Below are 13,276 nucleotides of genomic sequence, written 5' to 3' on the forward strand. Positions count from 1 at the left end.
ACCGGATTGTCCGGTTTCCCGCTGTGTCGAGGCTGGGCGCGATGTCGGCTGGGCCATGTCGGTGTTGCCCGATATTGTCTGTCGCCCGTACCGCCGCTGGGCTGGGCAATCGCTCGAGAAGTCCACCGGTTCCGGCAGTTTGGTCTCGGAATTATTACTGTGCCGTTTCGCGCGATTGGCCGGAACTGTCAATCGACAGGAATTTCTGTGGCGATCGTCTCGCATGTCGCTGCGAAATCCCTTGTGATGCACCACACATCGGCTGGTCGAGAGGTTTTCACCAGTTGTGGCGCACCCGGGCGCGGGGTATAGGGGGCTGGCGAGCGAGGCACATCTGACGCACTCTTGATCTATGGATTAGGTCGCGAGACCAAGCGGTGGTTATGGGCAGGGGTGTGATCGCGTGCGAACCAAGCAGCGTGCGGACAAGGCTTGCGGGCGCCGAGCGGTGCTCGCCGAACTCGGGATCGGCGAAGCTCCGGAGGATTCCGGTGGCAGGTCCGCAGGCATCTCCCGCTACAGCTGCCGGTGCCCGGAATGCGCGGACGCCCAATGGGATATCCAGCGCCTCAAATACTGGCTGTGTGGCCGCCTGCTCGCCATGGGCGCCGACGAAGCCGAAGTGGACCGCCGCATCGGCACGCTGCCGGTCGACATCTACTACCGGATCGGCGACCGCGAGTACGCCATCGAGGTGCGCTCCGGCCCACTCGACCGTGCCGGCGCCGTCGAACACACGAAACGGCTGCGCGAAGCTGGCTGTGAGAGCGTGCTGTGGCTGTGCCAGCCCGGTTACTGGGTCGCGCACCTACCCGCGCTCGGCATCGCGAATTTCGCACCGCCCGCATGCGACTACTTGATCGAATCAGGCATGCTCACCTCGGACGGCAGCGCACTGGCGACACCGCGCCCCGGCCCGTTCGAACTACGCGATTTCTTGGAGGGTTTTCTGTCCGGCACGATCGTCTGGGGTTACCGCGACGAACTGACAGGAGGCTGGGGCACCGTGACCGACTGGACGCACCATACGCACGCGCAAGCGATGGTGATCGCCCGCCAGCGGCAGGAGCTGGTAAACCAGCGCACCGCCCTGGCCCTGTCCCGGAAGTCGGTCCGCGACAAGCAGAAACAGATCATGAAGCTCACCAGCCGCCTGGAACGCGCCGAACTCGACACCGAAGAGCACGCCGACTCCCTGGCCGAAGCGAACCGCAAACTGGCCGACCACCATCGCATCGACGCATCCCTGCGCGTCACCATCAAGGGCTTGCAGGAAACCATCAGCCATTGGCAGCTGGTCACCTACTGCTCGATGATGCTGATCGTCACCTTCGTCGCGGGCGCGATGGTGGTGCGCTGAGGGCGGCTCGGGGGGAGCGCGGTCAGTTGCCGGCGCGGAGGAGGAATGGTGCTCGGTCCCAGCGCCAGTCGTTGCGCAGGATCAGCGCAGTGAAGTCGAGCAGGTCGAGGCCGGTTTCGTCGCGTAGTTGACGCACGGTCGACCAGAACACCGGTCCGCTGGTGAGCTGGTCGCGTAGTCGCTTCTCGAGGTGGCCGTCCACCTTGCGGTGCAGCAGTTCCGGTATGCCGATATGGCTACCTGTCCACACGAGCCAGCCCCACCCGTTGTTGTGCGCGTGGGCGCGGGCGGCCGCCGAGGCGGCGCGGTTGACGTGGAAGCCGACGTGGCCGAGCGGCTGGACGTCGATCAGCGCCACCCGCCCGTCGGTGAATCGTGCGGCGATCGTCGGATAGGTGACCTGTTCGGCCCCGTCGACTTCGAAGCCGATCGCACTCGGATGCTCTTGGAAGGTGTCGACGAGCTCGCTGGCGTTCAGCGTCTGCAACAGGCGCGCTTGCAGCGCGGAGTCGAACCGTACGTCGCGGCCTACCTTGTCCAGGTAGAACCGGCCGCGCCCATCATCATCCCCGTCGATGGTGCGCGCCGACTGCTTCGGCAACGCCGCGGGTTTCCCGCCAGCCCAATCCACCTGCCCCAGAAACGAATTCACCTGGCTGGTCGCTACCGGCCCAGCATCCTGCAGTTTCGCCAGCCGCCGGTTCGTCTTCTTCTGCCACGCCATGATCCGCTGCATGACATACCCCGCGACCCGTTTCGCGTCCTCGGGCGGGTGCCCGGCCAGCCGCAGCTTCAGATACGACAGCTCGTTGCCGACCAGATCCGTCTCGGTCGCATACGTTTCGACCAACAGCGCCCGTGTCAACGCGGGATCCCGCGCCGCCAGCGGATACCGCCGCGTGAACGCCGCCAGCCGCGACCCGCTCAGCGGCAATTCCCGCAACATCTGCCCGACCGACCGGGTGTGCAGCTGCCGCACCCGATCCCGCGCCAGATCGTAGCGGGACCCGATGCGAGCCAGCGTCTCCGGCCGGGCCCCGCTGACCCCGAGCCGCAATCCGAGGATGTCCGCATCCCGTCTGCTGCGCTCGGCCTGCCCCTCGATCAACTCGGCCAGTACCTCGTTGACCTCCTCCAGACCGAACGACACGTCCGTCTCGAGATCATCGGCGAACTCGAGGTCCGCACCCGTCTCGGGCGCTGCCTGCGCATCAGCCGTCATCGGTGCCCCTTCCCTCGACTCCGCCACTGTCCGGCAAAGCCTAGCCGCGAACACCGACAACTCCGGTCGTACGCGGCCCGCGTCCCCCAGTCGGCCTGGTTACACCATCGCCGAGGGAATCACCGTGGTCAGCCCGCCGTCGACGAGCAACTCGTGCCCGTTGATGTACGACGCTTCCGCGGCGGCGAGGAACGCGACCACGGCGGCGACCTCCTCCGCGGTCCCGACCCTGCCGGTGGCAACGCCGGCCCCGGCGACCGACCGGATTTCGGGGGAGAGCTCGGCCCGGAACGCCGGGGTGTCGATGTACCCGGGGCTCACGGCGTTGACGCGAATCCCCCGGGGCGCCAATTCGGCGGCGAGGGTCCGGGCCAGGTTCTGCACCGCGGCTTTGCTCGCCGAATACAGTGCGGCGCCGGGTGATCCGCGGTGCAGGGCGAAGGACGCGTTGATCACGATGGACCCACCATCAGCCAGCAGCGGCAGCGATTTCTGAATGGTGAAGAACGCTCCTTTGAAGTTGCTGTCGATGACACGGTAGAACTCGTCCTCGGTGACAGCGTCGAGCGACTGAAAAGCGCCGATCCCCGCGTTGGCGAACACGACATCAATCCGTCCGAACCGCTCCCGGACCGCCGTGACCAGGTTGTCGAGGTCGGTGAGATTCGCGGCGTCACCGGCCACTCCGAGGACCCGGTCACCGAGCTCGGCCACCGTGGCGTCGAGCCGGGCCTTGTCCCGCCCCGTGATGATCACCTGCGCGCCTTCGTCGAGCAGTCGGCGCGCGGTGGCCAGACCCATCCCGCTGGTCCCGCCGGTGATAAGCGCGATTTTGCCGTCGAATCGGAAACTGTTGGGCGTCATGGCTTCAGCGTGCCGAGCAGCGCCGGCCGCAACCAGTGCGCGCTTATCGTAGGTGTGGCGCCACCAGGCTAGGCAGTCAGCCGGATGCGGTGCAGCCGGTCCAGCCGCCCGGCGGTCTCGCTGCCTTCCTGCGGGTTGTAGAGGATGAGCGACCATTCCGGATGGTGCGCCACGGTCAGCGTCGTCGTCTCGAAATACAGCTCACCGACCTCGGGATGCCGCATCGCGTTCACCGCCTGCGCCGGCGCGGCCACCTCGTGCCGTTCCCACAGCTCCGCGAATTCGGGACTCGCGGCGCTGAGTTCCGTTACCACCCTGTCGAATTCGCCGTCACCCGGAAAGTGCGCGGCGTCCGCCCGATAAGCGCCGACCACTGCCGGGGCAGCCGCGGCCCACACGTCGTGCATCGCGCGGTAGCGCGGGTTGACGAAGAAGGTGCGTAAGCAATTCTGCGGGCCCCCATCGAATCCGAACACGACCCGCGCGGTGTCGTTGAACGCCAAGATATTCCAGGATCGATCCCGCAATACGGCCGGCCGCGGGCCCCACGCATCCAGCAGATGCAGTACCTCGGCACTGACCGCCTGCCCCGAAACCGGCCTCGCGACGGGCGGATTCAACCCGGCGAGCAGATACAGATGCGCCCGCTCCGGTTCGCTCAGCAGCAGCGCCTTCGCGACCGCGTCCAGTACCTCACCCGACACCGTGATGTCGCGCCCCTGCTCCAGCCATGTGTACCAGGACACCCCGACCCCGGCCCGCATCGCGACTTCTTCCCGGCGCAGACCCGGCGTCCGTCGCCGACCTACCGTGGGGAGCCCGATATCGGCGGGTGCGATCCGTGCTCGACGGGCCCGCAGGAACTCCCGGAGCTGCTCGCGGCGGTGTGTCGCGGATTCGCTGGTCATAAGGCACGTTAACAAGGGCCCGGCGACCGCTCGCAGTGAGCCGATTGATGTTGTTGTGGTGCGCAGGGGCTGGGAGAGTACGTCCGGTACCTGATCCGATAGGCGTGGGTCTGCCGCCCATCCTTTCGCGGCGTGACCGAAAGAGGTGTGCATGACGTTGTCGCAGCAGTTCATGGACCGCCGGGCGCTCTTGAGAGCGGCGTTGCTACTACCGCTTGCCGCGTGCGCGACCGAGCCCACCACCACGCCCGAGGCCGCACCCTCGACCGAGCTCGCGCCCGTCACCGCCCCACCTCCCGACCGTCACGACCAACTCTTCACCCTGGAACAACAATTCGACGCCCGCCTCGGCGTCTACGCCCTCGCCACCGCCTCCGGCCGCACCCTCACCCACCGCCCCGACGAACCCTTCGCCTTCTGCTCCACCTTCAAGGCCCTTGCCACCGCCGCCATCCTGCACCGAAACCCCCTGTCCCACTTGGACACCGTCCTCGCCTACACCTCCGCCGACCTGATGAAGAGCTCCACCATCACCCGCGACCACGTCAGCACCGGCATGACCCTCCGCGCCCTCTGCGACGCCGCCGTCCGCTACAGCGACGGCACCGCCGGCAACCTCCTGCTCCGCGCCCTCGGCGGCCCCGCCGAACTCACCGCCTTCACCCGCACCCTCGGCGACACCGTCACCCGCATGGACCGCGTCGAACCCTTCATCACCGAAGCCACCCCCGGCGACCCCCGCGACACCTCCACCCCCCGCGCCCTGGCCACCGACTTCCACACCCTCGTTCTCGGCGACACCCTCCCCGCCGACAAACGCTCCTTCCTCCTCGACCTCCTCGAACGCAACCGCACCGGCGCCCAACGCATCCGAGCCGGAATCCCGGGGGACTGGCGCGTCGCCGACAAAACCGGCACCGGCGACTACGGCACCTTGAACGACATCGCCATCCTCTGGCCCCCGGGCACGCCCCCGATCATCCTGGCCATCATGTCCAGCAAGTCCACCAAGGACGCCCCCTACGACCAAGCCCTCCTCGCCGAAGCCGCCCGATACGTAGCCGCCACCCTTACCTGACGCGAATATCACCTCCGCGTATGAGGGGAGGCCAGTACTTCAGACTGAGTTGCGTTGAGGCCGTGCTGTTTACGGTGCGAACATGTCCTCGCATCGAGTAACCGATCGAGCTGCCCCGCCACAGCGAATCGGCCCGCGCCCCATCATCGTCTACTTCACCCTGGCGTTCGTTCTCACCTGGATGTGGTGGATCCCAGCCGCCCTGATCGAGCGCGGCACCCTCCCGCTCGACCTGCCCTGGCTCGCCCTGATGATCCCGGGCGGCCTCGGCCCCCTGCTCGCGGCCCTGATCTGCGCCAGCACAGCCTGCGGCGGCACCGGCATCCGCCCATTCCTGCGCCGCGCCTTCCACTGGCGCGCCACCCCGCGGCTCTACCTCCTGGCAACCGCCGGCATGGCCGCGATGGTGCTCGGAACCCTCCCCATCCAGCTCCTCGCAGGCGCGACCTGGGACTCCGCAGGCGCACTCGCCGGCCTAGCCGCCTTGGCTCCGATGTTCGCCTTCACCTTCCTTCTCGGCGGCGGCATCGACGAAGAATTCGGCTGGCACGGCTACGCCCTCCCCGCCCTGCAATCCCTGCTCCCACCCTGGTCCGCCAACCTGCTCCTCGGCATCCTCTGGTCCCTCTGGCACCTCCCGCTGTGGTGGAATCCCGCTGTCGCCCAACACAACCTGAACTACCCCCTCTACCTCCTGTCGACCACCGGCTTCGCCCTGGTCCTCGGCTGGCTCTACAACATCTCCCACGGCAACGTAATGCTCATCGTCACCGCCCACACCTTCGCCAACCTCGCCTACGGCCTCCAAGCCGCCGCCATCGACCCGGTCTACCAATGGATCGACGTCACCGTCATGTCCGCCTCCGGCCTACTAGCCCTGACCCTCACCCGCGGCAACCTCGGCTACAACACCCCCAAACACAAGTAAGGCCCCCTCGAAAGGGGGCCTTACTCGTGTCTGATGGTGCGCGATACTGGGATTGAACCAGTGACCTCTTCCGTGTCAGGGAAGCGCTCTCCCGCTGAGCTAATCGCGCGAGGTGGAGACGGGAATCGAACCCGTGTGCACGGCTTTGCAGGCCGTTGCCTCACCACTCGGCCACTCCACCGTACATAAAGGGGAAAGGCGTATTACTGCCCTACCTCTCGAGCGGATGACGGGATTTGAACCCGCGACCCTCACCTTGGCAAGGTGATGCGCTACCACTGCGCTACATCCGCATGTCTTTCCGGGCGGCCTCGCGGCTGTCCTTCCGACGAGAGAGAACATTAGCCGACCATCGGCGTATGCAACAAATCGCCTGGTCAAAAGGGGTAAATGACACGTATGTAGTTCACGCCCCCGCCGCCTCTCGCGATACTGGGATTGAACCAGTGCCCTCACGCGGGCTCCATGCCCGACGCCCTGCTTGCTGCCTCGTGTCGAGCTGTCACCGTGCTGCGGCGTGGCCACAGTCCGCTCAGTGCACCCAGCCGACCCGCTGCTCACTCCACCGCGCTCACTTGCGCCACACAATGTTTCACCAGTTCTGAGTGGCGATTTGGTGCCTCCCCGGTGGTACATGCTAAGGTTCCATCTCGTTCGGAACGGCGAGAAACAGCCGCCTGAACGCCCCGTTAAGGTCCTATAGCTCAGCGGGAGAGCGCTCGCCTCACACGCGAGAGGTCGCTGGTTCGAAACCAGCTAGGACCACCATAAAGACGATTCGAACACCGCGCGCCGCGCGGTGTTTTGCATTTCCGGGCCGTCCAAACCCGGGAACCGTACCGCCGCAACAACCTCCGGCGACATCTCCTTTCAGATTTGCGTGGGGCCCGGCGCTGGCTACCTCGACGCGTAAACTGCTGGTCATGGCTGGGAAAAAGGTCTCCGGCGGCGTGGTGCATGCGATTCCGGACGATTTGCGGGCGTCCTTGGTTGCTGATGCCGAGGCGTTGGCGGCGTGGGAGGACCTGACGCCCCTCGCTCGCAATGAGTGGATCTGCTGGACGATCAGTGTGAAGAAGGCCGAAACCAGGGAACAGCATGTCGACAGGGCTGTCGCGGAGTTGAAAGAGGGTAAGCGTCGGCCCTGCTGCTGGATGGGCTGCGTGCATCGCACCGATAAGAAGATCAGCCCCTCGGTTCAATATGTGCTCGACAGAAAAGCGGGGAACCGCGCCAAGTGACGGTGGCGGAGCTGCCTCGGTAGATGACCACCTTCGGGGACGGTCGCCACCCTTGTAATTGACTCGGAAGTAAATTACCTTCAGGTCAATTGCTGGCTGGGTCGAGAGGAGACGGCTGTGGCGCGGTCGTGGTGGGGCTGGGGGAACGTCGAGGACGCGGTGGTCGGTGCGGAACGTGCCGCGCTCACGCGCAGGGTGGGTGACATCATGCCGGGGGCGGATCTGACCGTGCACGAGCCGCCTGCGCTTGCCGAGCTCGAGGTGCCCGGTAGTCGGGTCGAGCCGCCGAAGGCTTTGGCGGAGTTGGCTTCTCGTGAGCTCGCGGACCGGGTCGCGCATGGGCACGGGCAGGCGTTCCGGGATGTGGTGCGGATGTTGCTCGGGCGGGTGGATCAGGTGCCGGATCTGGTGGTGCGTCCGCGGAGTGAGCAGGATGTCGTGGATGTACTCGACTGGTGTGCGGGCGCGCGGATCGCGGTGATCCCGTTCGGCGGAGGTACTTCGGTGGTGGGTGGGGTGGAGCCGCGCGGTGTCGAGGAGTATGCCGGGACGGTGTCGCTGGATCTGGGGTTGCTGGACCGGGTGCTGGAGGTCGATCAGGTCAGCCGGGCGGCGCGGATTCAGGCGGGGATGTTGGGGCCGGCGCTGGAGCGGGCGTTGCGGCCGGAAGGGTTGACGCTGCGGCACTTTCCGCAATCGTTCGAATTCTCGACCCTCGGCGGGTGGTTGGCGACCCGGGCGGGCGGGCACTATGCGACCGTCTATACCCATATCGACGACATGGTCGAGTCGATGCGGGTGGTGACTCCGGTGGGGGTCAGCGAGTCGCGCCGGTTGCCGGGCTCGGGGGCGGGGCCGTCGCCGGATCGGATGTTCCTCGGATCCGAAGGCATTCTGGGTGTGATCACCGAGGCGTGGATGCGGGTACAGGCGCGGCCGCGGTGGCGGGCGGGTGCGTCGGTGCTGTTCGACGACTACGGCGCGGCGGTCGCTGCCACCCGTGGGATCGCGCAATCCGGGTTGTTTCCGGCCAATTGCCGGTTGCTGGATCCGGTCGAGGCGTTCCTCAACGCGGGCACGCCCACTGCCGGCGGGGTGCTGGTGCTGGGGTTCGAATCGGCGGATCATCCGGTCGACGAGCCGATGTCGTGGGCGCTGCAGATCTGCCGGGACCATGGCGGGAAGGTGCCGGACGGGGTGCGGTCGACCGACTCAGAAGCGGATCCGGCGCGCTCCGGGGCCGCGGACACGTGGCGGTCCTCGTTCTTGCGGATGCCGTATCAGCGGGATGCGCTGGCGGCGCAGTCGATGATCGTGGAGACCTTCGAAACCGCTTGCACCTGGGATCGTTTCGATGAATTGCGGGCGGCGGTGCATGCGGCGGCGGCCAAGGCGTTCGAGGCCCTCGGGATCACCGGAGTGGTGACTTGCCGGTTCACGCATGTGTATCCGGATGGTCCGGCGCCGTACTTCGGTATCTACGCCGCCGGGCGGTGGGGGCAGACGGCCGAGCAGTGGGACGAGATCAAATCCGCTGTCTCGCAGGCATTGTCGAGTTCCGGGGGGACCATCACCCATCACCACGCGGTAGGGCGCGACCATCGGCCCTGGTACGACCAGCAGCGGCCCGAACCGTTCGCACTCGCGTTGCGGTCAGCCAAATCGGCGTTGGACCCGGCCGGGATTCTCAATCCCGGTGTCCTGATCGATGCTGCCCGGTGAGTGGGGCCGGGACCAAGGGCGTGCCGCGCGAGCAGCGTGAACGTCAGATCCTCGACATCGCCACCGCGGAGTTCGGCAGCCACGGTTACGCCAACGCCTCGCTGGTCGACATCGCCACCGCCGCAGGGGTTTCCAAGCCGCTGATCTATACCTACTTCGGTTCCCGGGACGGTCTGCACGCCGCCTGCGTGCAGGATGCGGGCGAGAGTCTCGTCGAGGCTGTCGCACGGGCGCAGGCCGTTCCCGGGGCGCAGGGCAAGGCGTTGGCGACCCTGACGGGGATCTTTCATGCCCTCGATGGGCGCACCCAGAATTGGCGGATCATCTACGACAGCACGCTGCCTCGCCCGAGTCCCGCCTACGAGCGAGCGCGCGCCTATCAGGACGCGCTCAACACCATGGGATCCGACGGGGTCGCCGAAGTCCTCGGTGGCGCAGGGTCTTTCGATCGGGAAGACCATTCGTTGCTGCTCTCGTGGTGGTTCGGCATCGTGTCCACCACCATCTCCTGGTGGAGCGACCACCCCGGCGATAAGCCCGCCGACATGGCCGATCGCTGCCTGCGGCTACTCACCGCCATTCGCGCGGGCAGCGCCTCGTAGGGTCAGCGGCAGAACGCGGCGACTCGATCGGTCCACGTCTGGATGTCGTCCACCGAGTGCGCGACCCACAGGGTCGAGTTCGGTAGGTGTTCGGCCAGGCGCTGCGCCGTCGACACTGGATGCAGGGGATCGGTGTCCCAAGCCAGAATGAGGGTGGGGTGGGAGAGGGTCGCGAGGTCCGTCAGCGGTGGCAGGTCGTCCAGGGCCACGCCGTGCAGCACCGGTGCGAGCAGGTCGTTCGGGACGTCGGGAGTGAAGCCGAATTGCGGGTGGTCGGCGAAGATCGGTAGCGGGTCGGCGTGCGCCCACTCGTCGAGCCATGCTGGTGCGCCGCGGGTTTCGATGCGATCGGCCGTGTCGTGATACCACTGCCGTGCCGGTGTGCCGTCGGTGTCCCACGCCGCCGGCGGGATCATCAGCACCAGGCGGCGGAAGCGTTGCGGCGCCGCGAGGGCGGCGTACAGCGCGGCGGCGCAGCCGAGGGAGGACCCGGCGATATCCATCGGCTCGTCGAATCCGGCTTCGTCCATGAGCGCCAGGAGATCTTGTGCGAGGTGCTCGAATCGATAGTCCTCGGGTACGGGCCGGCCCGTCGATCGGCCGTGGCCGCGCTGATCGTAGGTGAGGAGCCGGTGTTCGCCGGCCAGCTGATCGAAATCGAACAGGTCGAGGCCGCGCACCGCGGCCCGGCTCAGCAACACACCGTGCGCGTAGCCGAGCGGTGATCCGGAGCCGTTGAGCTGGTAGGAGATTCGCGCACCAGCGCGAGTCAGGTATCCGTCCTGGGGCATCAGAATTCACTCGCTTTCATCTGTCGAGCTCAAGATACATATACCCGGTTAGGGTATGAATCCGAGGCTACGCGGGCACGGTCGGACTGGCAATGGCCGCAGTGGCCACCATTCGTCGAACCGGCTGGTGGCGCACCAGGAATTCGCGGTGGCCTGCCGATATGCTGGCCGAATCGACTCAACGCAGAGTTCCGGGGAGTTCGCCGCCGTGCGGGCGGGCGATCAGACGGCCGCGTGGCTTTCCTTCACCGGATGCTTGATCGCGGTGTTCATGCAGATGATCGACGGGACGATCGTCACCACCGCGCTGCCGAGCATCACCGCGGACTTGGCGGCCTCTCGGCAGGCACAGGTGCTGGTGGTATCGGGTTACGCGCTGGCGTTCGCTTGCACGCTGCTCACCGCGGCGCGGGTCGGCGAACTGGTGGGCCGGCGCGGGATGTTCCTCTGGTCCGTGGTGGCGTTCACGGCGGCCTCCGTGTGGTGCGGAATGTCCGGTAGCGCAGGCGAACTCGTCGCGGCGCGGGTGGTGCAGGGGATCGCCGCGGGCGGGATGGCGGCGCAGACCATCGCCATTGTCACGGCCAGCTTTCCGCGTGCCCGGCATCAGCAGGTGTTCGCGATTTACGGTGCGGTGGCGGGGTTCGCCGGGATGGTCGGGCCGATCCTCGGCGGGGCGCTCGTGCTGGCGGATCTGTTCGGGTCGGGCTGGCACGCGGTGTTCTTGATCAATGTGCCGCTCGGCTCGGTGACCTTCGTGCTGGCGTGGCGGCACCTGCGTCTGGGTCGTCCGATACGGCGAGAACGGCTGGATCTGAGTGGGGCGGTGCTGTCCACGGTGACGCTCTTCGCGCTGCTCTTCGCGCTCACCGGCATCCAGCAGAACGGCTGGCGGACAGGGTTGCTGGTGGTGCTCGCGGGTGCGTTCGGCTGTGGAGCGCTTTTCCTCGTGCGGCAGCGACGGGAGGAGCGCCGTGGTGGTGCTCTGCTGGTGCGATTCGATGTGTTCGCCGACCGCCGGTTCGCCGTCGGCTCGGTACTGGTGACGGTGTTCTTCGGTGTCTTCACCGCGTTCGTGTTCGCGGTGTCGATCACGCTCCAGGAGGTACTGGGGTTTTCGCCGTGGCGGGCCGGACTTCTGATGACCCCGTTCGCGGTCGGCGCGTGTGCCGGTGCGCTCGCTTCGCCGATGTTGGTGCGGCGCTGGGGTGTTCGCACCCTGACGGTTGGGATTACCGCCTACGGGATATTCGTGGCTGTCGGAGCCTGCTATCTGCACCTGACGAACGGAGTGGTCTCGGTCCCGCTGGTGGTCGGCCCGGTTTTCCTGGCGGGGCTGAGTGTCGGCGTGTTCTTCGTACCTTTGCAACCGATCATGCTGTCCGGTCTGGAGCAACGCCAGATGGACGCCGCGTCTGGTCTGCTGCCGACCATCGAGCAGATCGGGAACGCGCTGGGGCTGGCGCTGTTGAGCGCGTTGTTCTTCCGCGCGCATACGCTCGCCGGCAGCGTCACCATGTTCGCGGCGATCGCCGTGGTCGCGCTCGGTCTGGGCGCGCTCACCTTCGCGCTGCGTGAACCGGCTTAAACCCCGAGCGCGGCGGCGAACAGCGGCCACGAGTCGTGCAGGTCGTCCTGCCAGTACGGCCAGGCATGGGTGCCGTTGCGATGGACGACGGTGGCCGGGATGCCGAGTGCGGCGAGCCGGTCGGTCAGGGCGGTGGTGCAGGAGAGAACGAGCGATTCCATGCCGCCGCCGACCAGGATGCGGTCCGCGAGCCGGCCGGCGTCACCGCCGATCGAGGGATCGGCGAGGGTGTCGTGCACTCCGGCGGCGCCGTTGCCGGCTGAGATGTAGAGGGCGGTGCCGCGTAACCGGTCGGCGTTGAGGATCGGATCGTGTGCGGCCCACGCGGGGTTGTCGCTCCCGCCCCACATGTTGCCGGCGTTCGCCCCGAACAGGCCCAGTTGCGAGTGCACGTAGGCGCGGGCCAGCGGGTCGTTGGTGCGCGGGCATCCGCTGTAGGAGCCGACCGCCTGAAAGTGGCCGGGCGCCTCGATGGCGAGGTTCAGCGCCGAGGTCGCCGACATCGAGGTTCCGGCGACGGCATTGCGTCCGGTCATGTCGAAATGCGCGGTCAGCAGTGGCGGCAGCTCGTCGATCAGGAAGGTGGACCACTTGTTGCGCCCGAGCGCGGGATCATCGGACAACCAGTCCGAGTAGTAGGAGGCGCGCCCGCCGATCGGCTGGATGACATTGACCGGCTTGTCGGCGAAGAACTGGGCGGCGTCGGTGCGATTGGTCCACGGACCGCCCGACTCGCCGCCGTCGACCGCGTTCAGCAGGTACAGCGCGGGCGCGGGTCCACCCGGGTGCGACACCCAGACCGGGATCGGCCGGTTCATCGCCGCCGAATAGACGACGACCTCGTACTGCCGGCCGCCGAGCGGACGGACCTCGAGAATCCCGGAACCGGGGTCACCGCTCGCCGGTACTGGCGACAGTGCGGCGAATGCGGCGATCAGGGCGATCAGGCAGCGCGTAAGCCGGTGCATGGTG

Annotated in this window: 12 protein-coding genes and 4 tRNA genes; 8 read left to right on the top strand and 8 right to left on the bottom strand. The window is 67.0% G+C overall.

The genetic code is table 11. The features are described from left to right. Positions 1–403 precede the first annotated feature (403 nt). Positions 404–1,360, top strand: coding sequence for a hypothetical protein (locus AB0M14_RS13450; RefSeq protein WP_364993478.1), 957 nt, complete (start codon positions 404–406; stop codon positions 1,358–1,360). A gap of 22 nt (positions 1,361–1,382) precedes the next feature. Here the strand turns inward: AB0M14_RS13450 and AB0M14_RS13455 are convergent, their stop codons facing one another. The 3 genes from AB0M14_RS13455 to AB0M14_RS13465 form a co-directional block, all read right to left on the bottom strand. Then, positions 1,383–2,582 (bottom strand): hypothetical protein, encoded by a 1,200-nt coding sequence (locus AB0M14_RS13455; protein WP_364993481.1) that lies wholly within the window; start codon positions 2,580–2,582, stop codon positions 1,383–1,385. 99 nt (positions 2,583–2,681) lie between these two features. Beyond that, a complete protein-coding gene (locus tag AB0M14_RS13460) occupies positions 2,682–3,446 on the bottom strand; it encodes a glucose 1-dehydrogenase (RefSeq protein WP_364993484.1) in 765 nt (254 codons plus the stop codon). 68 nt (positions 3,447–3,514) lie between these two features. Next, positions 3,515–4,354 (bottom strand): helix-turn-helix transcriptional regulator, encoded by an 840-nt coding sequence (locus AB0M14_RS13465; RefSeq protein ID WP_364993488.1) that lies wholly within the window; start codon positions 4,352–4,354, stop codon positions 3,515–3,517. Positions 4,355–4,526: 172 nt separating this feature from the next. Here AB0M14_RS13465 and bla point away from each other — a divergent pair, with 172 nt between their 5' ends. Beyond that, the gene (bla, locus tag AB0M14_RS13470; protein ID WP_364995753.1) at positions 4,527–5,432 is read left to right on the top strand and encodes a class A beta-lactamase; all 906 of its coding nucleotides are present in this window, start codon (positions 4,527–4,529) and stop codon (positions 5,430–5,432) included. 82 nt (positions 5,433–5,514) lie between these two features. After that, positions 5,515–6,360 (top strand): type II CAAX endopeptidase family protein, encoded by an 846-nt coding sequence (locus AB0M14_RS13475; RefSeq protein ID WP_364993491.1) that lies wholly within the window; start codon positions 5,515–5,517, stop codon positions 6,358–6,360. Positions 6,361–6,394: 34 nt separating this feature from the next. Here the strand turns inward: AB0M14_RS13475 and AB0M14_RS13480 are convergent. From AB0M14_RS13480 to AB0M14_RS13490, 3 genes are all read right to left on the bottom strand, one after another. Further along, positions 6,395–6,469, bottom strand: a tRNA-Val gene (locus AB0M14_RS13480). A gap of 1 nt (position 6,470) precedes the next feature. Next, a tRNA-Cys gene (locus tag AB0M14_RS13485) sits at positions 6,471–6,541 on the bottom strand. 40 nt (positions 6,542–6,581) lie between these two features. Beyond that, positions 6,582–6,653, bottom strand: a tRNA-Gly gene (locus tag AB0M14_RS13490). A gap of 400 nt (positions 6,654–7,053) precedes the next feature. Here AB0M14_RS13490 and AB0M14_RS13495 point away from each other — a divergent pair. The 4 genes from AB0M14_RS13495 to AB0M14_RS13510 all read left to right on the top strand — a co-directional run bounded on the left by AB0M14_RS13495 (position 7,054) and on the right by AB0M14_RS13510 (position 9,925). Beyond that, positions 7,054–7,128 (top strand) — tRNA-Val (locus AB0M14_RS13495). A gap of 155 nt (positions 7,129–7,283) precedes the next feature. After that, complete coding sequence (locus tag AB0M14_RS13500) at positions 7,284–7,601, top strand: YdeI/OmpD-associated family protein (protein WP_364993494.1); 318 nt, start codon at positions 7,284–7,286, stop codon at positions 7,599–7,601. Between the two features lie 117 nt (positions 7,602–7,718). Continuing rightward, complete coding sequence (locus tag AB0M14_RS13505) at positions 7,719–9,323, top strand: FAD-binding oxidoreductase (protein ID WP_364993497.1); 1,605 nt, start codon at positions 7,719–7,721, stop codon at positions 9,321–9,323. Next, positions 9,320–9,925: a TetR/AcrR family transcriptional regulator gene (locus tag AB0M14_RS13510; protein WP_364993501.1), complete on the top strand. Its 606-nt coding sequence runs from the start codon at positions 9,320–9,322 to the stop codon at positions 9,923–9,925. Before AB0M14_RS13505 ends, AB0M14_RS13510 begins: the two co-directional genes overlap by 4 nt. Positions 9,926–9,927: 2 nt before the next feature. Here the strand turns inward: AB0M14_RS13510 and AB0M14_RS13515 are convergent, their stop codons facing one another. Next, the gene (locus AB0M14_RS13515) at positions 9,928–10,716 is read right to left on the bottom strand and encodes an alpha/beta hydrolase (protein ID WP_364993503.1); all 789 of its coding nucleotides are present in this window, start codon (positions 10,714–10,716) and stop codon (positions 9,928–9,930) included. A gap of 208 nt (positions 10,717–10,924) precedes the next feature. Here AB0M14_RS13515 and AB0M14_RS13520 point away from each other — a divergent pair, with 208 nt between their 5' ends. Beyond that, complete coding sequence (locus AB0M14_RS13520; protein WP_364993506.1) at positions 10,925–12,304, top strand: MFS transporter; 1,380 nt, start codon at positions 10,925–10,927, stop codon at positions 12,302–12,304. Here AB0M14_RS13520 and AB0M14_RS13525 read toward each other — a convergent pair. Next, the gene (locus tag AB0M14_RS13525) at positions 12,301–13,272 is read right to left on the bottom strand and encodes an alpha/beta hydrolase family protein (protein WP_364993508.1); all 972 of its coding nucleotides are present in this window, start codon (positions 13,270–13,272) and stop codon (positions 12,301–12,303) included. The genes AB0M14_RS13520 and AB0M14_RS13525 overlap by 4 nt on opposite strands. Positions 13,273–13,276: the final 4 nt, after the last annotated feature.

It is taken from the genome of Nocardia sp. NPDC051832 (genome assembly GCF_040681285.1).
Lineage (GTDB): Bacteria > Actinomycetota > Actinomycetes > Mycobacteriales > Mycobacteriaceae > Nocardia.

What these genes read in the sequence shown, in the direction of transcription:
- AB0M14_RS13500 (WP_364993494.1), top strand. Translation starts at nt 7,284, where the DNA reads ATGGCTGGGAAAAAGGTCTCCGGCGGCGTGGTGCATGCGATTCCGGAC.
- bla (WP_364995753.1), top strand. Translation starts at nt 4,527, where the DNA reads ATGGACCGCCGGGCGCTCTTGAGAGCGGCGTTGCTACTACCGCTTGCC.
- AB0M14_RS13460 (WP_364993484.1), bottom strand. Translation starts at nt 3,446, where the DNA reads ATGACGCCCAACAGTTTCCGATTCGACGGCAAAATCGCGCTTATCACC.
- AB0M14_RS13465 (WP_364993488.1), bottom strand. Translation starts at nt 4,354, where the DNA reads ATGACCAGCGAATCCGCGACACACCGCCGCGAGCAGCTCCGGGAGTTC.
- AB0M14_RS13455 (WP_364993481.1), bottom strand. Translation starts at nt 2,582, where the DNA reads ATGACGGCTGATGCGCAGGCAGCGCCCGAGACGGGTGCGGACCTCGAG.
- AB0M14_RS13475 (WP_364993491.1), top strand. Translation starts at nt 5,515, where the DNA reads ATGTCCTCGCATCGAGTAACCGATCGAGCTGCCCCGCCACAGCGAATC.
- AB0M14_RS13515 (WP_364993503.1), bottom strand. Translation starts at nt 10,716, where the DNA reads ATGCCCCAGGACGGATACCTGACTCGCGCTGGTGCGCGAATCTCCTAC.
- AB0M14_RS13525 (WP_364993508.1), bottom strand. Translation starts at nt 13,272, where the DNA reads ATGCACCGGCTTACGCGCTGCCTGATCGCCCTGATCGCCGCATTCGCC.